Here is a 22,045-nt window from a genome sequence, read left to right on the forward strand (position 1 = left end):
GCCATGGCAATTCCGCATGCCCGCGACGAACAATTTCTAGCATCGCCCGAGGCGTCCAGAATATGTTGACATGGATCAAGCCGGAGCTTTGTCGTGCGCGCATGCGGGTGCGCACCGCGCACCCGCTGCGACGGCGATCGGTGACTGCCGTAGTCGTCGCGGGCTTGGTCTACCTGCTGGAACCGTTTGAGGAAGCCGGTGCCCGCTTGCCGCACGAAGTTTCACCCTTTACCGACGATGTGGCGGCGAACGGCACCACCACGGCAACGACGCACGGTAGTCAAGCGAGCCGAAAATGGTCGGCCATCTCTGCCTCGGACGTCCGCTATTGAGCGACTCGACCGATCGGTCAGGGTCGGCTTCTGCCGGACGCTGACCGATCAATGGCGGCACACTCCGCCAGTTCAACGTCGGACCGACAAGCGTCGGCCATGAAGCGTCATTCGCGAGCAACTTTGCTCAGACATTCAGGCGTCGGCTCCACTCGGGAACCGGCCATTCAATTCGCAATGTTGAAGCATTGCTTGTCGGACAGTCCGATCATTCGAGCCTTTCAGTGTTTGGCCAATTTTGAATGACCGGTCTCAGAAAAATCGAACAGGCGCTAACGCCCCCTTAGCCGCCAGTGCATCCAAAAGCGCGAATGCCAATGGCATCTTGATTGCGCAGGGCAATCGCGCTCCGACGTGCAGCCGGTCTGCTACGAAATTCGCCAGGCGGCGCTCAGGTGTTGATCCAGACGCGTGCCTGCTCCAGCTCGTTGACGTGGAACGCCATGACTTCGGCCTTCGTAAAGAACCGCGCCAGATGCATCGAGGCACGGATCCAGCCCGCATCGGCCACGACAGCGGCGCGCGTGACCTTGCGGGCCACGGAAACGCCGAGCGTTATATCGGTCCACAGCGCTTTCGGCTCGATGCCGGCGAAATGCTCGATGCGTTCGAGCACGCGGGTCTTGCCGTTCAGTTCGAGATCACCACGCATGCGCTCAATGGCTTCGCGCAGATCGTGGTCGGTGATTTTGCCTTCGACGGAAATTTCGATGACAGGGGAATCGGGCTCGGTGTGATACAGGATCATGGCAAGACCGCCTGACTAGGGAGACGTTACACGCTCAGGCGCGGCGCGGATGAGCCCAGCGTTCGATAATTTCTTCACGATACCCCTTTTCACACGGCTCGGTTAGCCGGGTTTAACGCCGTCGAGAGTACGTTGATGGCCCCGACCCGTTATCATCTTCCCGCCCGTGCGACACGTGTCGCTGCATGGCCGTCCGTTCGCTTGGAGTAAGCGCAGGGACGTGCGGCGCCTCGCGGCCATCTCCTGCCATTCACCGACGTGTGCCCGCAGAAGCTCAAACGGCCGCTCCGCAGTAGGCAGCGGAGGTTCACTCGCCAATCACTCTCACCGTATCCTCGGCCGATTCGGCCATTCGAGCCTGTCCGGCCTGGGCATTCCTGAATGTCCATTCTCGAAGACGCCCGATAGGGCCGATGCGCAACTGAGCGGTTTGCCCGACCTCGAACGAACGGATTCAGCACTGCTAGACCCCATCGAGCACGCGAATTCTGGCCGCAAAGTCAATCTCCAATGCGGTCTGGGAATTACCACATAACGATATATACTGTTTATATCGTTAAAATGCCGGGAGATGGGCATGGTTGAGCCCAGCATCAGGGAGCCAACGAAGAAAGGAGTGAGCATGCCAGAGAAGCATCTTTCCAGACGGTTCGATTCGGACTTCGACCTTCTTTCATCGAGACTTCTCGAAATGGGAGGGCTCGTGGAGTCAAAAATTGGACACGCGTTAGATGTCCTGAAGGAATTCGATTCGGCCCTCGTTGACGAGGTCATCGAAGGCGAACGTCGGCTCAATGCGATCGAAATCGGAATCGACGAAGAGGTTATCAATATCATCGCCCGTCGACAGCCCGCCGCGCTTGACTTGCGACTCCTGATGGCTACTTCGAAGTGCATTACCAACCTCGAACGCACGGGCGACGAGGCGCGGAAAATGGTGAAACGCTTGCGGCGGATCCACGAGAATGGCGCGGCGCCAGCCATCAACACCGCTGAACTCAAGGTCTCCGGAGAAATGGCCTTAGCCATCCTGCACAGAGCGCTGGATGCATTTGCGCGGATAGATACGGTTGCCGCTGCACAGATCGTTCTTGACGACGAGGCTATCGATAACGAGTTCCGCGCATTCATGCACAAGCTCGTCACGTACATTACGGTAGACCCTCGAACAATCTCGATGGGCCTGGACTATCTGCTAGTAGCGAAGGCCATCGAGTGTGTCGGCGACCACGCGAAAAACATTGCCGAATATGTGATCTACGTTGTCAAGGGTGCCGATGTTCGCCATGTATCCCTGGATCAGCTTGAGCGCGACGCCCAGAGTAGTTGAGGCTGGAGGGGGAAGCGTTGAAAACCGTGTGGTACGGAGGCCTTGATTATTGGGCTCGTGAGCTTGTTGCCAACGTTGAGGCCCACTGGGGCTCGGCCACCCACTGTGGAAAGCAGTGCGGCTGTGCGTGCCAGAATGCATCCGGATGGACCTTACAAAAGCGATGAATGAGGCGCTCGAACATGTGCCCGCTCACGACGCGTGCTATCTGCGGGAATGGTCCGGCAGGATCGAAACATCATTAAGCGCCGAATTTCCTCAACCTCCACGTTTTCGTCCAGCACTTCCAAGATGACCATTGATACCGGGCATGCCGCTGCCGTACACCTACAGGATCCGGCACATTATGCGAGTCTCGGGGAGTCGCCACCGCCGCGTCGTGCGCGCATCGCGCACGACGCGCTTGCGGGCGTGTCGATTGCCGGGCTTCTGGTGCCTGAGGCCGTTGCCTATGCGGGGATCGCGAATCTGCCACCCCAGGCGGGGCTGATTGCGTTGCTTGCGGGGCTAGTCGTCTATGCACTGACGGGCAGCAGCCGGTTCGCAATTGTGTCGGCGACGTCATCGTCGGCGGCAGTGCTGGCGGCGGCAGTACGCGCCGGCCCGGGTACCATCGGTGCACAGACGGTTTACGCCGCAGCCCTCGTCGCGACGACGGGCATCCTGTTCATACTAGCGGGCGCGGCGCGTATGGGCGGCATGTCGGACTTCATTTCGAAGCCTGTGTTGCGCGGCTTTACGTTCGGCCTTGCGTTGACGATCGCGATCAAACAACTGCCCAAGATCCTCGGTGTGCCGTCGCGTTACGGCGACACTCTGCGTATGGCCCTTGATCTGGTCAGCCAGGCGCCCAGTTGGAACATGCACAGCGTCGTGATCGGCGCGGCGGCGCTCACGATCCTGTTCACGCTCGGTCGCCACGCCCGCATGCCGGCGACATTGGTGGTCATCGTGCTGGGCATTGCTGCGGGTTACTGGATCGATTGGCACCGGTACGGCATTGCGGTGGTCGGCACAATCGATCTTCGGAACGTAAGCTTCGGCTTGCCGGCGCTCGATCGGTCGCAGTGGTTACAAACCGCGGAACTCGCGTTCGCGCTGATGCTGATTCTCTATGCGGAATCGTACGGTTCGATCCGCAGCTTCGCGCTGAAACACGGTGACACCGTTTCGGCGAACCGGGATCTCGTTGCGCTCGGTTGCGCGAATTTGGCCGCCGGGCTGTTGCACGGGATGCCGGTTGGTGCTGGCTACTCGGCGACGTCCGCCAACGAAGCCGCTGGCGCGCACAGTCGCCTCGCCGGGCTTTGTGCCGCGATGGTGATCGCGCTGGCTGTCCTGTTGCTGCGCCCGCTTCTTTCGCGCACGCCCGAGCCGGTGCTCGCGGCGATCGTGATCTTTGCAGTGAGCCACTCACTGCATCCAGAGGTGTTCAGGCCTTATTGGACGTGGCGACGCGACCGGCTGGTCGCGATTGCGGCGCTGCTTGCAGTGCTTGTGCTTGGCGTGCTGCATGGGTTACTGGCGGCAATCGGCGTGAGCTTACTCCTCACGCTGCGCAGGCTATCGGAGCCTGCCGTCTCAGTGCTCGGCCGCCTGAGGCAGACCCGCGATTTCGTCGATGTGTCCGTGCATGCGGATGCGGCACCCATTCCCGGCATCACGATCGTGCGCCCGGAGGTGCCGCTCTTCTTTGCCAATGCGGAGCGAGTCCTGAGCAAGGTGCGCGCGATGTTGCGCGAGCAAACAACGCCGGTGCATACGGTGATGCTGAGCCTCGAGGAGACGCCTGATGTCGACAGTTCGGCTATCGAGGCCCTGCGCATATTCGCTGCGGAATTGAAGTCGCGTGGACAGCGGCTGCTGCTCGTGCGGCTCAAACCGCGTGCGCTGTCCGTGCTCGAACGTGCAGCCAACGAGTCGCTGCCTTGCGATGCGCTGCGGGAGCTAAGTGTCGACGAATGCGTGCAGTCCATTCTTGGCGAGGCGTCCACGGCAGGAACAATCGATCCGGCCAGAGCCTCGTCCTGACGATGCGTTCGGAAGCGGCTTACGCTAGCTGAATGACTGCTGTGGCCGAAAAGCGTAAGGGGTTCCAGCGTGAACGAATGGCGGTTGGATTTTGAGAACGTCCGTCACCGTCGCGACGACCTGAATGACGGCAGTGGGTCGCGTGCCGCCTATCGCGGACACTTCCAGCCTTTCCGCCCTCGCGCCGCATTGGCAATGATGTGGTAGGGAGCTAACCCTGCTGTGAAGCGTCGAGCAGGTGTACGCCCCAGATGACAACAAAAAAATGCGCGGCGAGCACCACGCCATTAGCGCGACACTTTCGATCGCCTCCCATGGTTGCTGATCGGTCTGTTCCGCCACCGTGGCATGCATAACCATCACCCAAGTCCGCGCAATTCGAGCGCGTGGAGCCGCGCAGGCCACGATCTCCATTCGGATCGCATCAAATAAGAGGAACATTTCTGTATCACTTTTTCAAACACGGCCGGACTTGCTGATTGTCGCAGTCCATTGCCCGGTAAGTCTGGCATAGCGGTCAGGATAGTCGGGTCTGATCTCATCCGTCGCAGGCGCCCGCGGCGGTATGACCTCTAGCAGGCCCCGGCATTTTGCGAGTCCGGTTTCGCACCCTGGGCGGATTCATGGCGGTTGTCTTTCCAGCGGAATGTGACGTGTCCATCAGTGATGTCGATCAGGCGATTGTTCGAAATGGCGACCCGATGCGTGTAACGTCCCAGGTAGTCGAGCAACTGCTGCGGGCAGCCGAACCTTTCCTTTGCGTACACCACTCATTCGGTGCGTCTTGGGCCAGCCAGATGACGGGCGAACGTGCGTACATCCTGCAGGGAAGCGAGGGCGTTGAAGAACTGCAGTCGCCTGGTGTCAAACGCACGATGCAGTCGTTCGAGGAACAGACGCCTGAACAGGCGCGAGAGCACGCGCACCGGCAGGAAGAAGTCCGGGCGGCAAGCAACCCAGCGCGATTGGTCCGGCGCAGTCCGCCACCCGAGACCGCGCAGTGTAGGTGCGAATGGTCCATCAGATTCTGGCCCCACGTATGGAGGATCGCGATGAAGCCGATACCAGCGCCGCGGTGTTTCGGATCGGCCGCGATGATCTGCATTGTTTAGGCGGTGGCTCCAGAACAGAATGTCGTAGACCACGGCCTTGTTCTGCTACGCGATCGCCGCAATTTCCTCCGGGACCGTGAGAACGACGTGGACGTATGGTATCGGCAGCAGATCGGCCCGACGGTCGTCGAGCCATTGTGCCCGGGCAAGCAACTGACACTTTGGGGTAATGCCGATTTCTGCGCCGAATGGAGTGCACGCCGTAAGGCGTTATCGCAATATGGGCGTTGGATGAAGTCGTCCATCCGCCGTCGAAGCGGTCGTCACCCGTTCGCGCATCCAGCAGCCAAAGCGAAACTCTGCCCATTTATTGAACGTCAAGGTACTCGATCGAGTAGTCATCCCATTGGGGAGTCTTGCGCAACACCCAGCCAGGACGATACTGTCGAGCCTCATTGGCGTAATCCCAGGTGAGAGTCCACGCCGGCCAATTACCGTACCGCAGCACCCACGCTGGTTGTCGCGCAACCAGGCTCGGACGGGAAGGGAATTGCGATGGCCCGTCGCCCGCGAGCAGCGTATTGATGTCCTGAGCCGGCTCATTGTCGTCGATACACGCATAGAGGCAGTTGTTCACGGAGAACCAGTATTTCCCATGCGCACCCCCAGCCCGTTCGGCGAGCCCGCCGTGCGGGACCGGGCCCCGGACGACCACGCTGATAGGGCCCGGTTCTTCGATCAACGCATAGTGGGGGTAGCTGAATGCAGTGGGCGGTGCATGTCGTAGAGGCGGCTTGCCCATGAGCAGGCGTAAAAAGAGCGCGGATTTCGCGGGCGTCGCGGGATCCAAATACGCTCCCGAGAACACTCGACGCGCCATGTCGCCGCTGACCCGGATCACGGCATCATACTGAGCCATCGCGTGGCAGACCGTCACGGCCGAGAGTTCCACACCCACAAGGAACAGGGGATTGGCAGATCTCCAGTCACGAAGTGCCTGGATTACGCGCTCGATATCGGCCTCAGTCATGGATACTCTTTTCCCGTACCTACTGGATCCGACCGTAGCGTGGGACCGGACCCAGCAAGCAGGCCGCTACGGCATCAATTCAAAGCGGGTTCTCGTGACACTCAAGGCAATACGGGCACGCGCCTGACACATGTACGTTGAGAACTCTCCCTAGCCGCGATGTGTGCGGCCCCAGGTTCAATTGACCGTCGCTCTGGACTCGCGCAAAAATAGCATCGACCGTTCGCCTGCGAAGGTTTTGCGCGTCTTAGCGTCGTTGATGCGGCGAAGCGCGAGCTCGCGTGGCGGCACCTTCGGCCGCGTGCTCCGTAAGCAAGCGCCGCATGGTCGCCAGCAGATCCGGTACGTCGACGGGCTTGCGCAGAAAACCGTCGTATTGCACAAAGGCGGGTGGACTCGAGTCGGCCGAAATCAGGATGAAAATCGTTCCAGCGAGTCCTGGTGCGTTTCGGATGTGATGGCACAGGGCACTACCGGACATTTTCGGCATGTGCCAATCGGCCACTACGACGTCGACAGGGCTTCCCATCAGGACGGCCAGTGCCGCTTGGCCATCGCCTGCGGCTTTCACATCGTACCCATCGTGTTCGCAGCACATTTCCCAGCCGGCCAACGTCTCGGGTTCATCGTCCACCAGCAGCACCGTCGTCATCCGTCACTCCTTTCCCCGAGCACGACCCTGCGGGGCTCGGGAACCCACACGACAGACACCGAGTCGGACTGGTCTGCAGAAGCCGCATCTACCCTGAGCGCGGGTCAGCACGTATTCCGTCCGAACGCCCCGGGGCTCGGGGTCTGCACCAGCGCAGTTCATGCTTGCGCGGCCGCCGAGCTGTCGTCGACGACAAGTTGGTACATGTCGGGCCGGCAAGGACGATTCCAGTAAGAGCATGGCACTGCGTGCAGCACAACGCGTACATTTCTACATACTAATCAATTTGTCACATGTGCGGAGTTTAATTTCAGCTGGAAGATCCTGCGGTCCCCACCGCCAGCGCAAGGCGCAAACCCCCGACGCGAAAATCTGGATGATGCTGATCTCGCGAGAATTGCTGCAAGGTGCATTTTCCCGTCTCAGCCAGTTCGTTGGCACCTTGCTTGGGTGGGCAGTCGGCTTTCTTGCGTGCAGGGGGCGATCATGCGAACTTCCGGTCAAAGACGATCTCGCAACGATTCAAAGGAGATTTGCCGCCGATATCAAATACGCGCGAAAAATCGATCATGAATGACGCACTGCAACATCTCGCACTCCAATGCTCGCTACGGAACAAAATCGAATTCAAATGACGCGAGCATCTGCGCATGTGCTGGACGCAGGTCACTTATACAAAAGATTAAAAACTTAATTACATTGATTAATCACGTCTAGCCGCATTATTATCAAGTTGCGTTTTTATATGAAGAAATAGGCAGAGAGCATTCTGGATGGCGGATGGGTTACGTCGGCGTTGCCATCAGGCCCGCGGCATGATCGCGGACGGGTGAGGTCCTTAACCAATATGCTTCCCCACCAAGAGATGACGATGCTGGGTCGTGAATTGTCATTTTGATGCTGATCAAGAGGTTTCCGACAGAATCGGCGCGAAGTTACGCGGGTCCAGGCATACTGCTGTTAGTAGTAACCAGACACGCTTACTATCAGTAGTACATACAAATTATCGATATTGTAGCTTTCATGCAGCAAAGCGGGGCCAGCAAGTTTTCACAGGCATCGATCAAATACGGCTCGTCGCGCAAACGTTTGCGTCCGGCTCCCCGGGCACGCGACGAATCGACTTTCAGGAGCTCGCCATGAGTTTGTCGTCACCCGAACAATTCGCCACCGCGCAGAAATCCAATCTCGATACGTCGTGGGCCGTGGCTAACATGATGTTTGAAGGGTTGCAAAAGCTCGTTGAACTGAACCTCCAAGCGGTCAAGTCGACGCTCGCCGAAGGCCGCGAGAATGTGGGCAAGGCGCTGCCGGCTAACGATCCGCAAGATCTGGCATCGGCTCAGGCGCGCCTGATACAGCCAACGGCAGAGAAGATTCAGTCATACAGCCGTCAGGTGTTCGCGATTGTGGCCGAGACTCAAACCCAATTTTCGAAGCTCGCCGAGGCGCAATACCAGGTGCATAACCACCGGGTGCAAACGCTAGTCGACAATGTCTCGCAGAACGCGCCGGCTGGGTCGGAAGCGGTCGTCGCAGCATTTAAGTCGGCTATTACGGCCACCAATGGGCTCTACGAAACGGTCCAACGCGCCACCCGACAGGCAACTGAAGTCGCCGAAAGCAACTTCGAAACGGTCGTTGCCGCCGCATCGAAGGCAACGCAACACGCCGTCGAGCAAACGTCCCGAACTGCGAAGAAATCATAAGGGACACGTGCGGTCACCTTTGGTTGTCGCGACGCAGCGCGCGCGGCGATTTCGCGGCTGCACGTCACTTCGTCCGTATGGCTGGAGAGCTCTCGCCAGCCTCGTTGATCGCCAACCTTTGAGAGGAGATGGAGCAATGGAAAAACAACTGGCCTTGGTGACCGGCGGAATGGGTGGACTGGGCGAAGCCATCAGTGTCAAGCTGATTGACGCCGGTTATACCGTGGCGGTCACCTATTCGCCGAACAATACGGGCGTCGAGCGATGACTCGCGCGGATGGTCGCTGATGGCCGACAGTTTCACGCGTATGCGGTCGATGTGAGCGGGTACGATTCCTGTCAGCAATGTGCGAAAAAAATCAGGAACGACCTGGGTCCGGTCGACATTCTCATCAACAACGCGGGCATTACCCGAGACGCCAGCTTCAAGAAACTGGACAAGGTCAATTGGGACGCGGTGATCCGGACCAATCTCGATTCGGTGTTCAATATGACGAAGCCGCTGTGCGAGGGCATGATGGAATGCGGTTGGGGCCGCATCATCAATGTATCGTCGATCATCGGCTCCAAGGGTGGCTTCGGTCAGACCAACTACGCGGCCGCGAAGGCCGGTATGCACGGCTTCACGAAATCGCTGGCGCTGGAAGTGGCGAAGAAGGGTGTGACAGTCAACACGATCTCGCCCGGGTTCATCGCGACCAAGATGGTGACCGCACTGCCGCAGGACGTGCTCGACACCAGGATCATTCCGCAGATCCCGGTTGGCCGGCTAGGACAGCCCGCCAAGGTGGCGGAGCTCGTCCTGTATTTATGCTCGCGCGAGGCTGGGTTTGTGACCGGTGCGAACATCGCGATCAACGGTGGTCAGCATCTACAGTAACCCTCGAAAGGCAGTCGAACGCGAGACAAGGAGTTCGCCATGACCGAATCGTGGATGGGAATTGTTGCCGGATCAGTCGTACTCGCAATTGCAGCGACGGTGATCATTGGTCACTATCGGCGTGAATATAGGCGGGCGCAACTGCTCAGGCGAATGGACTTTCGTCAATGTTGGGACGTGATGCGTCGCAGGCATTGATGATACCGCTTGCGCATTAAAATCTATTCGTTATCCTGATAAATAGGGGTAGTACACTGCACATGGTTGCAGCGGATCCGCCCAACAATGCTGCGCTCCTCAATCTCGTTGAGCGCAGTGGTCGTCCTGCGTGTGATGCCCAGGACGACCACTGCGCTCACCTTCTCGAATTCCTTGCACATCTTGTCGCGCAATGCGCTCGCGCCGCAGTGCCGACCGATTGCACGGATACGCCTAGTTCCTGCACACTCACCGTATTCGAGCGGCCCTCATGAGCCAATAACGGAGACCGCGCCAAAGCAGGGGCTTGAATCGGCCCCGGAAAAATAACCGAAGGAGGTGTTTATAGTGGGTCGATGGACTCCGACTCCTCCGAAGCCACTTCCGTTCTCCAGTTGCGAATCAGTCTGCGAGGCGTTAGCCCGCCGGTCTGGCGGCGACTCCTACTTCCCGAGCAGATCACGATTGCGCAGCTGCATCATGTGATACAGCTCGCCATGGGCTGGCACGACGAACACCTGCACCGCTTCGTCATCCGCGGATGGCATTACGGTGGACATCGCGACGGTGCGTTGCAGTTCTTCGACGGCCCAGAGACCCTGTCCTTGGCTGCGTTTGGCCTGCACGAACACGAGCGCTTCACCTATCTGTACGACTTCACCTCGTGGTGGTTACATGACGTGCGCGTCGAGCGGCGAACGTGCAACCACTGGTCAACGCCACTACCACGCTGTGTCGCGGGCGCCGGGCGTTGCCCGCCAGAAGACGCCGGAGGTCCCGAGAGATATATGAACGCTCTGGAAGTTCATAGTGAGCACGAGTTTCTCGAGTGGATCGAGACTTTACGCGAAAGCCAGATCGAGGTGAACGATCTACGCGTTGAGGTCGATGAATGGCTGATCTGGCTGGATCGGTGTTTCGACCGGTGTGCGGCGAATGAGCGGCTGCAGACGCTTGCGCGGTAAGCTGATTACCCAGGCGACGGTTGAGCGGGAGGCTGCGATGCAGATCAGCGTGCAGATTGTGGTTCGGACGGAAGTCGACGAGCAGGCAAGCGTCACGGAGATTGCCCACTTGGAACGGGAAGGCTTCGATGCCGGCTCTCTCGGCTTGCATCTTGATGAGGCAAAGGCGCTGCTGGGCCGGCTGCAGCGTTCGATGATCGATGCCCAGGCCGCTGAGGCAATTGCTCGAGTGAGCGTGTGTCCGCAGTGCGGCTCCCGTCTGACCGTCAAAGGCCACCATCGTCTGGTCTACCGCTCCGTCTTTGGTCGGCTATCGATCGACAGCCCGCGGTTGTACCAGTGCCGTTGTTCCGGAAGCGGGCGACGGTCCGTCAGTCCACTGGCCAGTTGCCTGCGTGAGCGGACGAGTCCGGAGCTGCAGTATTTGCAAGCCAAATTTGCCGCGTTGATGTCCTACGGGCTGACCGTCCGGGTACTGGGGGAGGTGTTACCGCTTGAGCATGTGCTGGCGGCCACCACGATCCGGAGACGCGTCGCCACACTGGGCCGTCGCCTTGAGAGCTCGAGGGCAGCGGTCGCCGTCGAGCAACGGCGATGCACAGATCTGCCTGCTGGCCGATGCAACATTCCTCAGCACAGTATAGTGCGCGCCGTCGGCATTGACGGCGGCTATATCCGCCTCGCCGGGCACAGTAGTCGACAGGACGGCTGGTTCGAAGTCATCGTCGGAAAATCATTGCGCGACGACGGTAGCGGACACAGCTTCGCGTACGTTCATACACTCGAGCACGCGCCCGTCGATCGTATGCTGGCGTTTCTCGCGCAGGAAAGCGTCGCGGCGGATCAGCCGGTGACTTTCCTGTCCGATGGCGGTGACACCGTGCGTCGCGCGCAGCTCGACTTTGGCGATTGTGGCGATTGTGTACTCGACTGGTTTCACGTCGCCATGCGGGTACAAAATCTCGAACAGATGATCAAGGGGCTGCCGGATCGCGACGAACGGCCAAGTGTCGACGTGCTGATCGATGTGCTGCGCAGGGCCAAATGGCACCTCTGGTACGGCTGCCCCTACCCCGCACTGCGGCGGCTCGAAGGCCTGAGCTGGGAGCTCGATGCGGATTGCAGCCTCGAGGAGGCCAAGCTGCTGGCCAGACTGGAGGAGTTCATCGGCTACATCGAGAACAACCAGCGCTTTATCGTGAACTACGGGGACCGCTACCGTCATGGCGAGCCGATCACGTCGAGCTTCGTCGAGTCGGCGGTCAACCAGGTGGTCAGCAAGCGCTTTGTGAAGCGGCAGCAAATGGCGTGGCGACCGGCTCATGCGCATGACCTTCTGCAGGTGAGGACCGCCGTTCTGAATGAGCAGCTGCGATCACGCTTCGAGCAATGGTATCCGGCACTCGCGGCCAGCAATCAGGCTCACCATATTGCGGCATAGAGCCCCTGCTTTGGCGCGGTCTCCATGCTCAAGGAAGTTCTGCCGCTAAACAAGGGCATTTCGTTCAGCGGCGCCCGGAACCGGATTCACACCCTTGGAAAACTGCTCGACGCCGATATCGAGCGCGACATCTCGAAGCTGCCCCACGGGCGGTCATCGAAGTTGACGCTACCCACGAAGAACATTCGGCTCTTGTTGATTTGTGTCGCCAACGAGAAGCCAAGGCGCGCGCCAAATTTCTTGAGCGCCACCTATTGGATGCCCGCGAGCAAATTGTGGGCATCGTAGAGAAAGTTCTAGCACGATAGATAGTCTACCGGTGCCCGTCTTTCGAGGGTTCCGTCTGTACTGTCCGAGCCGATGTTCGATCACCCAGCGCAGCCTCGCAGAGAATCAAGATAGTCAGCATAGTGCTGCACCATTTTCCGGCGATGCGTGAGATACAACGCCTTGTTGTAGGTGCCCGCGACCTTGTTGCGGTGTACGTGCGCTAGTCGCCGCTCGACATCCTGAGGGGGAAATCCCGCTCGTGTAGATATGTGGACGCGGTGCCGCGTGCGCCGTGAGCGGTAAAGCCGATGCTGCCTGCACCGGCAAAGCCCAAGCTTTGCAGCGCGATTGATAGTCGTGGCGCTCATGCCTATCGCCGTTCAAAGAGCTCGCACGCTGAACGGCAAAGTCGCAGTTCTGCTTATGCAGATATCAAATCGACAGTCATCTTGCTACCAGTTGAGTCTCAGCCCGGCCTCTGTTGCACGATGCCGATCGTCGTCGTCCGCATGCAGGTATTGGCTCGTGGTCGAGATCGATTCATGGCCCAGGTTGTCCCGCACGTATCTGAGATCAACTTGACCATCCATCATGCGCGAACCCGTTGTGTGCCGCAGCCAATGGGCAGACGCCTGGCGCAACCGTTCGGTTGCGCGCTCGCGCGCTTCGCCTGCTGATTGCAGATGGTCGATCGCGTTGTCGAACACCTGCTTGATGATCAGGTGCACGGCGCCACGGGTCAGCGTCCGGGGCGTGCCACCGATCGGCAAGAGCAACGGCGTCGTTTCACCGCCATAGGGCAGGGCCGCGAGACCGTAGTGTCGCCGATAGCGGGTCAGTTCCGCCATCAGTTCCGTCGTCGCTGGCAGCAAGCGCTCCTTGTCGCCCTTGCCGGTGATCGCGAGCCACCAGCGGTCCTGACCGTCGCGATCGCGCCGTCTAAAAAACCCGCCCATCGGACTACTCACGACTTCCGAGATGCGCAGACCCATCAGATACAAGAGCGAGATCAGCCAGCGTACCCGCGCGTAGTGCTCCTGCTCACGTGCGGTGCCACGGGGCATCGCGTCAATCGATGTTTTGACGGCCTGCCAGAGATCGTCCTCGAGGAATCTCGTCACCCGTGGCTTGGCCTTGCGCGACCGCTGACGCGATAGGGACAGCGGATTGCCGGCAAGGTAGCCCGCGCTGACCAGCCACGCGAAGAGCGTATTCAGAATCACAAAGGCCTGCCGTTCGCTCGCGGGGGAGAGCGGTCCCGCGAACGGCCGCCACGACGGGTCCGCGCGGGCCACTTTGCGGCCGGTCATGACCCAGCGCTGTGCGGGTTGCGGGTCGGCCAGAAAGCGCCGATAGAGGAGCAAGTCTTCGTGCGTGAGCGAGGAGAGGGGTTTCCTCAGTTCGGTGGTCGACCACAGCAGCAGGCGTTCGGACTCCTTTCGGTAGGTGTCGAAGGTCGCCTTCGTGTCGACGAAGCGCGCGAGCCACGCCCGGATCGCGTCGACGTCGTTTTGCGCGGCGATTTGAGGGCGCGTACCGAGTGCGCGGTTCGAGCCATGGCCACCGTCCAGCTCGGACGGCAGAGACAGCTGTTCGAGCTGCTTTGGAGACAGGAGGGCGCCGTCGGACAGGCGGAGGGGCTCGGGAAGCGGCATGTTGGGTGAGACGTCGGTTTAAGTAATTTTGTTCCCATCAAGCAATGGCAAGTTGGCGGCAACGTCGATCATTGGGAACAAAATTGCTTTAAAAAGTTTTAACCAAAATTGTTCCTTCGGCTGACACTTTAAGCAATTTTGTATGATTGCCGGGCTGATCGACGGTTGAGCCCAACACCGGCCGCCGGGTGCATCGGCACGAAGATTTCAACCCAGGGGGCTGAGAACAAAATGAGTTTAAGAATGGACACAAATTCGCTTTAACCAACGGTGGACGTAGTCAATTCACGCAATGCGTCATTTTACTCGACATTATCGTCATAATGTCTAAATTGTTCTTTCGTATTCAGCGAAATTGACGTTATACGTTATATTATCAACACACAATCCTTTGGAACTGCTCGCCATGGATGCTTCGCCCGCCCTGGAGGCGCAGCTACACGCGGACATCGCGCAGGAAATCGAGCAGCTGCGCGCGCAGTTTCCGCGCACGCAGGAGCTGTATCGCGAGGTCTGCGTGCTGCTGTTTTTCCGGCACGGGATCACGCCGACCGCCAACCGGCTCTATCAACTGGTGAAGAAGGGCAGCATGAACGCGCCGGCCGAGGCGCTCACGCGCTTCTGGGCGACCCTCCGTGAAAAGAGCCGGGTGCGCATCGAGCATCCCGACCTGCCGGCGGAACTGCAGTCCGCGACCGGCGAGCTGGCGGCCGCGCTCTGGACGCGGGCGGTCGATATGGCGCAAGAACAACTGGCTGCCGCGCAGTTCGAGGCGCAACGCTCGGTCGCGGACGCGCGGACCCAGCAGGCTCAGGCCGAGGCCGAACGCGACCAGGTGCGTCAGGAACTGACGGGCAGTGCGGCCGCGCTGGACGCCGCGCAGACTCGCATCGCCGAACTGGACCAGGCGCTGGCCATCTCCGTCGCCGCGGCGTCGACGCTGCAGGAGCAGGTACGACTGACGCAACAGGGCGAGCAGCAGTTGCAGCGAGCGCTCGAAACCGCTCGACATGACTTCGCTTCCGAACTGGACAAGCTGCGTGCCGACGGCACGCTGGCGCAGGAGCGGCTCAAAGCCGCCGAAACCCGGGCGCTACTGGAAATCGATCGCGAGCGGCAAGCAGCCGCCCGCTTGCGGAAGGAGCTGGACGCGGCCAACCGGAAAGCGGAGCAGGGCAGTGTCCGGTATCGCGACGACGTGCAGAAATTGCAGGCTCAAGTCGGTAATCTGCGTCAGCAAGTCGGTGTGCTGGAGGGTAATCTGGATGCGCTGCGCACCGCGAACGCGCGTTATGCCGATGAAGCGGCGCAGGCGCGTGAGCAGAGGGACCAACTGGCGTTGTCACTGACGCATGCCACCGTAAAGAAGGTACCAAAGACAAAGCAGACCGCCGGCGTGCGCACAAGCAGTGCACCAGTGCGCAAATCGCCGCGCACGCGAGAATCTTGAGTGTCTCGCACCCCCGTGTCCGAGAGCTGAGTAGAGCATATTTGCGAAAAATATTCGCTGTCAGCGAATATTTGTTGCTTCTTGGTTAAGACCTTGCTAATCTAAGTCCGTGGTTTGGTAAACAGAGAAACCTCAAGCAAGTTTGAGCTTCGGCTCGCGGGATACATGTCGTATGTGTGTTCCAAACCTATGCCCCGTTCTGATTTTCACGACGACACGGTGCGTACCTGATCGCAGAGGGATGCGATCAGTCAAGAGTGGATGAAGGGTTTTCGGTTTGTTGTCTCTGCTCAAGAAAGTGTGAGGGGAGAGCCGTTGGTTTTACATCGGTCATCGATCGGTGTCTTTCGGCGCTCACATCGGTCATCGATCGGTGTCTTTCTTGGGAACTGTCCGTATGAAAACACAGACCACACAACAACCGAAGTGCATTAAACGGAAGCTGGGCGTAGCTGACAAGCCTCGTTCAGTGCCGAAAGCGGACAAGATGAAGCTGCTTTGTCTTGTGCGTAAAGTGCTTCAGAAGTGGCTTCTGCATCCTGCAACCTTCCACTGGTGCCTTGTGCATTTCCCGGCATTTGTGGAGCAAGCGGAAATGAAGACTCGCGATTTCTTGGAGTTCATTCGCGTCTTACGTTGACCTGCACGCCCTTCCATTTTTGAACTGGAGAAAGTCATGATTAGTAACGCGCTAAAGGTTGTTCGTCAGTATCACAATCTCAACCAAACCCAGCTTGCTGCAAAGCTGGATATCTCCACCTCCTATCTGTCAGAACTTGAGGCGGGGAAGAAAGAGCCTACCCTGGAACTATTGAAGCGGTACTCGGCTGTCTTCAATGTGCCACTGTCGTCGCTGGTTGTGTTTTCTGAGTCGTTGGATGGAGTGCACAGCAAAAGTAAGCTGCACGCGTTTCTTTCCAAGAAGATGTTGAAAATTCTGGAGTGGATTGGGGACCAAGATGAAGAAAAACCAGCCACCGAGCGCAAAGCGATACCGGCTAGATGAGTCTCCGCTGTTTGGTTTGGAGAACCGACGAAAACTTGCGGAGCTTCTAAGAGTAGACCCTAGCAAGCTGCATTCCGTTGAAAAATCGGGACTGGCAGGTCAATACAAAGTTTGGCCTGACAAAGAAAGCGGCCGGTTAATTACTCAACCGGTAGGAGATTTGGCGGTGGTACACGAGCGTCTTTTGACGCTTCTAACCAGAATAGCTCCCCCGGCCTACCTACACTCGGCGGTAAAAAAACGATCCTATAAAACGAACGCCGAGGAGCATCGATCTGGCGCCGTCCTAAAGATCGATATCCGCAAGTTTTACCCGTCGATTCGGTATAACTTCGTCTTCTCGTTTTTTCGCGAAGTGATGATGTGTTCGGTCGATATCGCGACCATTCTTTCGAAGCTTTGCACGGCGACCACACATCGGCATGGCGTCCATATGCCCACGGGGAGCTGTATCAGCCCGTTGCTATCGTATTGGGTAAATTGCAGGCTGTTCGACGCTCTACACGCGCTGTGCGCTTCGAAGGGTGCGGCATTTACGCTCTACATAGACGACATGACAATGTCGGGCGTTGGCGCGTCGAGAGCTTTGCTTACAGCGGTCGCGTTACGGATCAAAGGCTTTGGCTACGACTATCACAAAATAAAGACGTACGAGAGCGTCCCGGCCAAGGTCACCGGCATCATGATCGTTAACGGACAGCTTCGGCTCCCACATTCCCGATTAAGAAAAATCCGCGAAACTCAGTTAATGCTCGAAAGTGCGACGGGTCAAGACCGTACCAAGCTGCTTGCCAGTTTGGTTGGACGCCTATCAGAGGCGGAACAGATAGACCCGCAACTTCGCCCCCAGCGCGAGCGTATCTTGCAGAAATATCGTGACGAGTGGAGTGCTGTTGTTGCCGCCCGAGCACAAAAAGCGGCAGCAGCAACGCGACGCAAGCAACAGCGTGCGTCTGACAATGCCGCTGCAAAAAAGACCAGCCCTGCGGTCGTGTCCGGCTGACCCCGCGAGCGATTTGAAGGCCTATGGACCTGCTCTTGCAATGTGAGTCCAGTCTGGTCAGCACCAGCGGGGCTCCCGGGACGCATTGGCGTGTCGATCTGTGCCATGGGCGCGGGAATGAACGCCGTTGTGCGACCGATAGCGCGGCCTGGTTCTCCAGGATGTCGTCCGCTTCAATGAGGTGGCGCACTTCATAGGATTTGAGCGCGACGCGCATAGCCGTAGCGCTCGTCAACGTGGTCTCGTCCAGATGTTCGTCAGCCCAGTCCAGTTAGCACTGTCCGGCTGTAGCATCGATGCTACGCCTGACAGTCATCCACTACACTGAGTCGCTCCATGCTTTTTGGAAGTCATCCTGTCTTGATAGCGTTATATCTGAACGGATCTTCGGCAGCCAGCTTACCTTCGATGACCAGTATCGGTGAGCGCTGGTTGCTGAGGGCGGCAAGTAGTGACCGGTGGTCGATGATCTTAAGCCAGACGCTCGTCCCGTACGTCGCGGGAGTCTTTTCATAGGACGAGCGCCCCTCCGCCGCGCCGTAACCAGACTGACGATCGTTGGAAAGTGCCTGGATCGATTCGCCACTTGTGGTTTGTAGCCAGCGTCACGACAAACTGGTAACAACGGATCGTAAAAGCCTTAACCCTCGCGTAAGTGGGTAATCAAGAAATCAACCTTTCTATGTGGTCTCGAATGAAATTTTTGAAGGCGGTCCAGAATGGAGATGTACCCGGCCCGTTGCGCCGAAGTTTCAAGGAAGCAAAGTGGTCGGCGACGTATGCGAACCTTGGAGAAGATACCGCTGATGAGAACCTACATCGTGCGGGTTTGATGATTCATAAGAAAATGGAGACTCTTAGGGCTAACATTTGGCTTACCAATGCGGTCGATATCAACGCGGCAACGAAAGTTCGTAGCGTGCTCGCGATGGCCAATCACAGCGTCGATAGGACGATCAGACGGATGAGATCCGCCATGGTGAGACCATTATCAAAAGAGGAGGCCGTATCACCGCTAAATCAGTTGAACATCAAGTTGCGTACTCCAGGCGGCGGCGACCATAGCCCCGACGAACTAATGGAGGCAGCAGAGAACGCGGTCAGCGTGTCGGTCGGCAATATCCTGCGCGATGCAAAGAAAGTCCCCGGAGAAACTAAGGTCGAAAAGACAAAGAGCCTCTCTGGCAACATTACGTTCGCAAAGGTCAACTGGGAGGGCGCTTTAACGGAATTCAACGCTGGAATCCAGTTTGTGTTCATGGAGGAATTGTGGGATGACTTTCTATGGAACGGTTTTCAGGTAAAGAACGGCAAAAACGGGGTAAGGCTGGCAGCGAGCGATGAGGAATGGTCAGTCCGCTATCGGATTTCCACCCGACGCATGGACAACCTGATCATGCAATTCTACGCACTGTCAATGCAGCACCTCCTGACGATGCCACAATCGTTCCTTTACGCCAACTTTCCCAAAGCAATCGAGAGCGTGGGCAAACGCAATGGCAAGCTGTCGGTCTTTGTCAGCCGCAACCACGTCGAAGACTTTGAAGAAGCCGCGCGCTGGCAAGCAATGTCAACCTACGCTCAAGAGCCGTATTATGGGGTGTTGCTGAGCGCTGCCCAGGATTGCCTTGGCGGAGCTTCAATCCGCGAACTTATGACGGCCTGGTCAGTTGTCCGTTCGATTTCTCTCAAGCTCTGCGACTTCACGATCAACGACGAGGACGAGCGCATGCCCCACGAGTGGATTGCTGAATACGTTCCAGTCATTCAAGTGGACGCCATTGCCCGAGGAATTCAAGAAGCGACTGGCTTTGCGTTTGCTCATGCGCAAAAAATCGTGCAGTTTCTAACGTATCGAGGCGATCAGGGACAAGAGTTGTACAGCCAACCGCTTTTGCCTGTTGGCGAGGCAGTCGTCTCCCCGTGTCTTGCGGCTATACATTCTCCCAATCTGCGCCGCCTTTGCGATATATGGCTGCGGCAGCTGGGGGTCGACCTTGAAAAACGCGGGCCAGCTTTCGAAGCACACATCCGTTCACAGGTGCGCAGCATGATGGCATCATCGCCTCTCCTTTCCAAGGGTGTGACACTAGCAGATGCGATGCACTTCGATGAGCCGGATGAGCGGGTCGAAGAAATCGACCTAGTTGCAGTGGTCGGAGAACTGGTTATCTTGGGTGAAGCGAAATGCATATTACAACCAACCGAAGCGAAAGAGGTCGCAATGCATCGAAAGCGACTCAGCGATGCGGCGATCCAGATTGGCAGAAAGGCGGCTGCCGTAAGCCGTAGTCCCGCGGCGTTCCGGCAGCAACTTGCCGCGCTGGGCTGCGCCTGTCCGGAGGTTTTTGAGGTGCTACCGCTAATTATCCTGAATAACGCCGTGCACGCAGGTTTTCCTGTGGATGGCGTGCCGGTCGTTGACGAGAACATCCTTGAGGTGTTTTTCAGTGGTGAACTGCATGACGCCGCCGTTCAACGCAGCTCGGGCGCCATCGACGCTGTTAAAAAACGCATTCTGTATGACAGCCTTGCGGATGCTGTGAGCAAAGCCACCGATTACTTCTCTGCCCCACCCCAGTTGGACATTTTCAAGAGGTCGGTTGTGCATCGCTCCATCCTGGTTCCTCCGATGAACCAGGATGACTGGTACGGCGAGTACATCACGGTGGAGTGCGAGGTAAATATTGATGCTGACGCATTGTTATCCGGTAACTCGCCTGGCGCCTCATCGACTTGACCGGGGCGCGTAGACCGTCGGGATATGACCCGCGATGAGCTGGATGCTCTTTTACGAGCCAACAATGCGGGTTACTTGGTCCTCGAGCAGCAGTAACTCGCAGGTCGACCTTTCGAAGCCTCGCGTTCTTTGCTACGGGTGATGCCGGGCCGTGGCCGTCCGCTACGGGCCAATCCCGACCGCTCGATCTTTTAGAAAGCTGCCATTCGATACTGGCAGTTTCTGTAACAACTCGAACGTCCTCAATGGCCGAATATGCACCCCTCGGATCACGATATGATCATAAACTCTGCAAGATTCGGATCCCAGACGGAATTTGTCCCGCATGACAAACGAATTTGATGGATGGCTCCGACCGCGGCCGTTGAGAGTCGCTTTTTTGGTCGAGGACGGTGAACACGCAAAGCTGACCTTAGACGGCATTTTCGCCGATTGCTATAGCCGTTGGGGGGGCCGCTTTAGTCTCATCGTACCTTGCATCAACAAACGGCTGATGGCCGAGTACTGGGCGTGGCTTGAGGCCTTCGATCCTGACGTCATATACTCCTATGTTCATCTTGAGCGGCCTGAGATACTTGAATTGAATGAACGGCTGTACCCGGCTCAGTATATTTTCCATAATCAGCAGGGAGAGCTGAGGCTCGATGTCTTTGGCTTCAAGCCGAGATATCAGTTCACGCCGCTTGCTTCAATGTCTGTTATTTTCAGGCTCGCACGCTACGGCGGTCTTTCACGAGGGTACGGGATAGTTCGGGTCATCGATAGCTGGCACACTGAAACTCCGTCCAGGCTTTTGACGGACAATCTTGGAACGTACCATCATAGTCAAGGCGGTAGCACCTTCCCGGCTGATGCCCTGGCCGCTTCCAACCTACTTACAGTCGTTTCTCCTGAGAAGAAGGCTGACCGTCGGTACGGCGTCCCACGGGACCTCGATACAGTCGATAACGAGATGTCGGTGCTTAGCGCGTTTGTGAACAAGGAGGCTACTAGCCTATCGGTCCTCTCGGCCCAGTTCGCATCTAAGCTCAACATACGGGCCGGAAATTGGAGTGAATCGTTCAATCTTGTCGTTGGCGACGAGTTTGGAGATCGAATCATGTTCTGGAATGCGCGGCTCATGATTCCCGATTGACTTGACAACGATATCTGTTGCTTCAGTGTCGACCTTGACCACCTCAAGGACCCCGACTTTCTGCCCATTCTGGGAGACCTGCTAAACCAGCGAAACCATGTGAATAACGGTACTGGAGGCCAGCCTCAGGTTTTCGTTCGATCTGCATCACTTACCGCGGCAGAACTTGCAGAAGCGCATGCACTCGTGTTGTCGGCCAAGCCGTGGGGGGGTATCCGCATCGAGTCGGTCTCAGGACTAGCATCTGCCATCCCTTCGGATGCTGCGCTGGACAACGCAAGAGAAGGCAACAGATTTGGCAGCGGTCCATTTGCTCGACCGGATTGGACTCGGTTTCGATGGTCGCCTCCCAGAGCTCGCCCGCCGGTCGCGACCCCTGACCACCTATTGGACGCGCCAGTCAGACAGGCCTTTACTA

At 58.0% G+C, this 22,045-nt stretch carries 20 protein-coding genes and 3 pseudogenes; 18 read left to right on the top strand and 5 right to left on the bottom strand.

Translation table 11 applies throughout. The features are described 5' to 3' along the window. The first annotated feature begins 62 nt into the window (after nt 1-62). On the top strand, nt 63-332 hold the full coding sequence (locus ACSQ36_RS42620) for a hypothetical protein (protein ID WP_436186900.1): 270 nt from the start codon (nt 63-65) through the stop codon (nt 330-332). Nucleotides 333-723: 391 nt separating this feature from the next. Here ACSQ36_RS42620 and ACSQ36_RS42625 read toward each other — a convergent pair whose 3' ends face one another. Then, nucleotides 724-1,080: an STAS/SEC14 domain-containing protein gene (locus ACSQ36_RS42625; protein ID WP_436186901.1), complete on the bottom strand. Its 357-nt coding sequence runs from the start codon at nt 1,078-1,080 to the stop codon at nt 724-726. 622 nt (nt 1,081-1,702) lie between these two features. On the opposite strand from ACSQ36_RS42625, the gene phoU reads away from it, so the two are divergent. Beyond that, the gene (phoU, locus tag ACSQ36_RS42630) at nt 1,703-2,410 is read left to right on the top strand and encodes a phosphate signaling complex protein PhoU (RefSeq protein WP_436186902.1); all 708 of its coding nucleotides are present in this window, start codon (nt 1,703-1,705) and stop codon (nt 2,408-2,410) included. A gap of 291 nt (nt 2,411-2,701) precedes the next feature. After that, entirely contained in the window at nt 2,702-4,441 is a 1,740-nt protein-coding gene (locus ACSQ36_RS42635) for a SulP family inorganic anion transporter (protein WP_436186903.1), read from the top strand. Between the two features lie 462 nt (nt 4,442-4,903). On the opposite strand, the pseudogene ACSQ36_RS42640 reads toward ACSQ36_RS42635, so the two are convergent. Both ACSQ36_RS42640 and ACSQ36_RS42645 read right to left on the bottom strand, forming a co-directional pair. Then, nucleotides 4,904-5,718, bottom strand: a pseudogene (locus ACSQ36_RS42640) (IS91 family transposase); the annotation flags it as partial. Between the two features lie 142 nt (nt 5,719-5,860). Next, nucleotides 5,861-6,523, bottom strand: a complete 663-nt coding sequence (locus tag ACSQ36_RS42645) for a hypothetical protein (RefSeq protein WP_436186904.1) — start codon at nt 6,521-6,523, stop codon at nt 5,861-5,863. Here ACSQ36_RS42645 and ACSQ36_RS42650 point away from each other — a divergent pair. Next, complete coding sequence (locus tag ACSQ36_RS42650) at nt 6,522-6,650, top strand: hypothetical protein (protein WP_436186905.1); 129 nt, start codon at nt 6,522-6,524, stop codon at nt 6,648-6,650. The two genes, ACSQ36_RS42645 and ACSQ36_RS42650, sit on opposite strands and share 2 nt — an antisense overlap. 120 nt (nt 6,651-6,770) lie before the next feature. On the opposite strand, the gene ACSQ36_RS42655 is transcribed toward ACSQ36_RS42650, so the two are convergent. Continuing rightward, the gene (locus ACSQ36_RS42655; protein ID WP_436186906.1) at nt 6,771-7,175 is read right to left on the bottom strand and encodes a response regulator; all 405 of its coding nucleotides are present in this window, start codon (nt 7,173-7,175) and stop codon (nt 6,771-6,773) included. Between the two features lie 238 nt (nt 7,176-7,413). On the opposite strand from ACSQ36_RS42655, the gene ACSQ36_RS42660 reads away from it, so the two are divergent. The 8 genes and pseudogenes from ACSQ36_RS42660 to ACSQ36_RS42695 all read left to right on the top strand — a co-directional run bounded on the left by ACSQ36_RS42660 (nt 7,414) and on the right by ACSQ36_RS42695 (nt 12,656). Further along, nucleotides 7,414-7,752 carry a hypothetical protein gene (locus ACSQ36_RS42660; protein ID WP_436186907.1) on the top strand — a complete coding sequence of 113 codons (339 nt, stop codon included), beginning with the start codon at nt 7,414-7,416 and terminating at the stop codon, nt 7,750-7,752. A gap of 562 nt (nt 7,753-8,314) precedes the next feature. Next, nucleotides 8,315-8,884: a phasin family protein gene (locus ACSQ36_RS42665; RefSeq protein ID WP_436186908.1), complete on the top strand. Its 570-nt coding sequence runs from the start codon at nt 8,315-8,317 to the stop codon at nt 8,882-8,884. A 136-nt stretch (nt 8,885-9,020) separates the two neighbouring features. Beyond that, a pseudogene (gene phbB / locus ACSQ36_RS42670) lies at nt 9,021-9,764 on the top strand (acetoacetyl-CoA reductase). Between the two features lie 39 nt (nt 9,765-9,803). Continuing rightward, nucleotides 9,804-9,962, top strand: a complete 159-nt coding sequence (locus tag ACSQ36_RS42675) for a hypothetical protein (RefSeq protein ID WP_436186909.1) — start codon at nt 9,804-9,806, stop codon at nt 9,960-9,962. A 356-nt stretch (nt 9,963-10,318) separates the two neighbouring features. After that, nucleotides 10,319-10,735 (top strand): annotated as a pseudogene (locus ACSQ36_RS42680) (plasmid pRiA4b ORF-3 family protein); the annotation flags it as partial. Between the two features lie 15 nt (nt 10,736-10,750). Beyond that, nucleotides 10,751-10,927: a hypothetical protein gene (locus tag ACSQ36_RS42685; protein ID WP_436187009.1), complete on the top strand. Its 177-nt coding sequence runs from the start codon at nt 10,751-10,753 to the stop codon at nt 10,925-10,927. A 37-nt stretch (nt 10,928-10,964) separates the two neighbouring features. Beyond that, nucleotides 10,965-12,368, top strand: a complete 1,404-nt coding sequence (locus tag ACSQ36_RS42690) for an ISKra4 family transposase (RefSeq protein WP_436186910.1) — start codon at nt 10,965-10,967, stop codon at nt 12,366-12,368. A gap of 24 nt (nt 12,369-12,392) precedes the next feature. Beyond that, nucleotides 12,393-12,656: a hypothetical protein gene (locus ACSQ36_RS42695; protein WP_436186911.1), complete on the top strand. Its 264-nt coding sequence runs from the start codon at nt 12,393-12,395 to the stop codon at nt 12,654-12,656. 434 nt (nt 12,657-13,090) lie between these two features. Here the strand turns inward: ACSQ36_RS42695 and ACSQ36_RS42700 are convergent, their stop codons facing one another. After that, on the bottom strand, nt 13,091-14,293 hold the full coding sequence (locus ACSQ36_RS42700; RefSeq protein ID WP_436186912.1) for a tyrosine-type recombinase/integrase: 1,203 nt from the start codon (nt 14,291-14,293) through the stop codon (nt 13,091-13,093). Between the two features lie 406 nt (nt 14,294-14,699). On the opposite strand from ACSQ36_RS42700, the gene ACSQ36_RS42705 reads away from it, so the two are divergent. The 6 genes from ACSQ36_RS42705 to ACSQ36_RS42730 all read left to right on the top strand — a co-directional run bounded on the left by ACSQ36_RS42705 (nt 14,700) and on the right by ACSQ36_RS42730 (nt 21,627). Next, nucleotides 14,700-15,743 carry a DNA-binding protein gene (locus ACSQ36_RS42705; protein ID WP_436186913.1) on the top strand — a complete coding sequence of 348 codons (1,044 nt, stop codon included), beginning with the start codon at nt 14,700-14,702 and terminating at the stop codon, nt 15,741-15,743. 397 nt (nt 15,744-16,140) lie between these two features. Continuing rightward, nucleotides 16,141-16,383 (top strand): hypothetical protein, encoded by a 243-nt coding sequence (locus tag ACSQ36_RS42710; protein WP_436186914.1) that lies wholly within the window; start codon nt 16,141-16,143, stop codon nt 16,381-16,383. Nucleotides 16,384-16,419: 36 nt separating this feature from the next. Beyond that, complete coding sequence (locus ACSQ36_RS42715; RefSeq protein ID WP_436186915.1) at nt 16,420-16,749, top strand: helix-turn-helix transcriptional regulator; 330 nt, start codon at nt 16,420-16,422, stop codon at nt 16,747-16,749. Next, nucleotides 16,703-17,752: a reverse transcriptase family protein gene (locus ACSQ36_RS42720; RefSeq protein ID WP_436186916.1), complete on the top strand. Its 1,050-nt coding sequence runs from the start codon at nt 16,703-16,705 to the stop codon at nt 17,750-17,752. Before ACSQ36_RS42715 ends, ACSQ36_RS42720 begins: the two co-directional genes overlap by 47 nt. 694 nt (nt 17,753-18,446) lie before the next feature. Then, nucleotides 18,447-20,492: a hypothetical protein gene (locus ACSQ36_RS42725; protein ID WP_436186917.1), complete on the top strand. Its 2,046-nt coding sequence runs from the start codon at nt 18,447-18,449 to the stop codon at nt 20,490-20,492. A gap of 325 nt (nt 20,493-20,817) precedes the next feature. Then, nucleotides 20,818-21,627, top strand: coding sequence for a hypothetical protein (locus ACSQ36_RS42730; protein WP_436186918.1), 810 nt, complete (start codon nt 20,818-20,820; stop codon nt 21,625-21,627). Nucleotides 21,628-22,045: the final 418 nt, after the last annotated feature.

This window comes from Caballeronia sp. LjRoot34 (assembly GCF_964253815.1).
Taxonomy (GTDB): Bacteria; Pseudomonadota; Gammaproteobacteria; order Burkholderiales; family Burkholderiaceae; genus Caballeronia.

Coding starts and splice junctions, on each gene's coding strand:
- ACSQ36_RS42620 (WP_436186900.1), top strand. CDS start 63: ATGTTGACATGGATCAAGCCGGAGCTTTGTCGTGCGCGCATGCGGGTG.
- ACSQ36_RS42625 (WP_436186901.1), bottom strand. CDS start 1,080: ATGATCCTGTATCACACCGAGCCCGATTCCCCTGTCATCGAAATTTCC.
- phoU (WP_436186902.1), top strand. CDS start 1,703: ATGCCAGAGAAGCATCTTTCCAGACGGTTCGATTCGGACTTCGACCTT.
- ACSQ36_RS42635 (WP_436186903.1), top strand. CDS start 2,702: ATGACCATTGATACCGGGCATGCCGCTGCCGTACACCTACAGGATCCG.
- ACSQ36_RS42650 (WP_436186905.1), top strand. CDS start 6,522: ATGGATACTCTTTTCCCGTACCTACTGGATCCGACCGTAGCGTGGGAC.
- ACSQ36_RS42645 (WP_436186904.1), bottom strand. CDS start 6,523: ATGACTGAGGCCGATATCGAGCGCGTAATCCAGGCACTTCGTGACTGG.
- ACSQ36_RS42655 (WP_436186906.1), bottom strand. CDS start 7,175: ATGACGACGGTGCTGCTGGTGGACGATGAACCCGAGACGTTGGCCGGC.
- ACSQ36_RS42660 (WP_436186907.1), top strand. CDS start 7,414: ATGGCACTGCGTGCAGCACAACGCGTACATTTCTACATACTAATCAAT.
- ACSQ36_RS42665 (WP_436186908.1), top strand. CDS start 8,315: ATGAGTTTGTCGTCACCCGAACAATTCGCCACCGCGCAGAAATCCAAT.
- ACSQ36_RS42675 (WP_436186909.1), top strand. CDS start 9,804: ATGACCGAATCGTGGATGGGAATTGTTGCCGGATCAGTCGTACTCGCA.
- ACSQ36_RS42685 (WP_436187009.1), top strand. CDS start 10,751: ATGAACGCTCTGGAAGTTCATAGTGAGCACGAGTTTCTCGAGTGGATC.
- ACSQ36_RS42690 (WP_436186910.1), top strand. CDS start 10,965: ATGCAGATCAGCGTGCAGATTGTGGTTCGGACGGAAGTCGACGAGCAG.
- ACSQ36_RS42695 (WP_436186911.1), top strand. CDS start 12,393: ATGCTCAAGGAAGTTCTGCCGCTAAACAAGGGCATTTCGTTCAGCGGC.
- ACSQ36_RS42700 (WP_436186912.1), bottom strand. CDS start 14,293: ATGCCGCTTCCCGAGCCCCTCCGCCTGTCCGACGGCGCCCTCCTGTCT.
- ACSQ36_RS42705 (WP_436186913.1), top strand. CDS start 14,700: ATGGATGCTTCGCCCGCCCTGGAGGCGCAGCTACACGCGGACATCGCG.
- ACSQ36_RS42710 (WP_436186914.1), top strand. CDS start 16,141: ATGAAAACACAGACCACACAACAACCGAAGTGCATTAAACGGAAGCTG.
- ACSQ36_RS42715 (WP_436186915.1), top strand. CDS start 16,420: ATGATTAGTAACGCGCTAAAGGTTGTTCGTCAGTATCACAATCTCAAC.
- ACSQ36_RS42720 (WP_436186916.1), top strand. CDS start 16,703: ATGAAGAAAAACCAGCCACCGAGCGCAAAGCGATACCGGCTAGATGAG.
- ACSQ36_RS42725 (WP_436186917.1), top strand. CDS start 18,447: ATGAAATTTTTGAAGGCGGTCCAGAATGGAGATGTACCCGGCCCGTTG.
- ACSQ36_RS42730 (WP_436186918.1), top strand. CDS start 20,818: ATGACAAACGAATTTGATGGATGGCTCCGACCGCGGCCGTTGAGAGTC.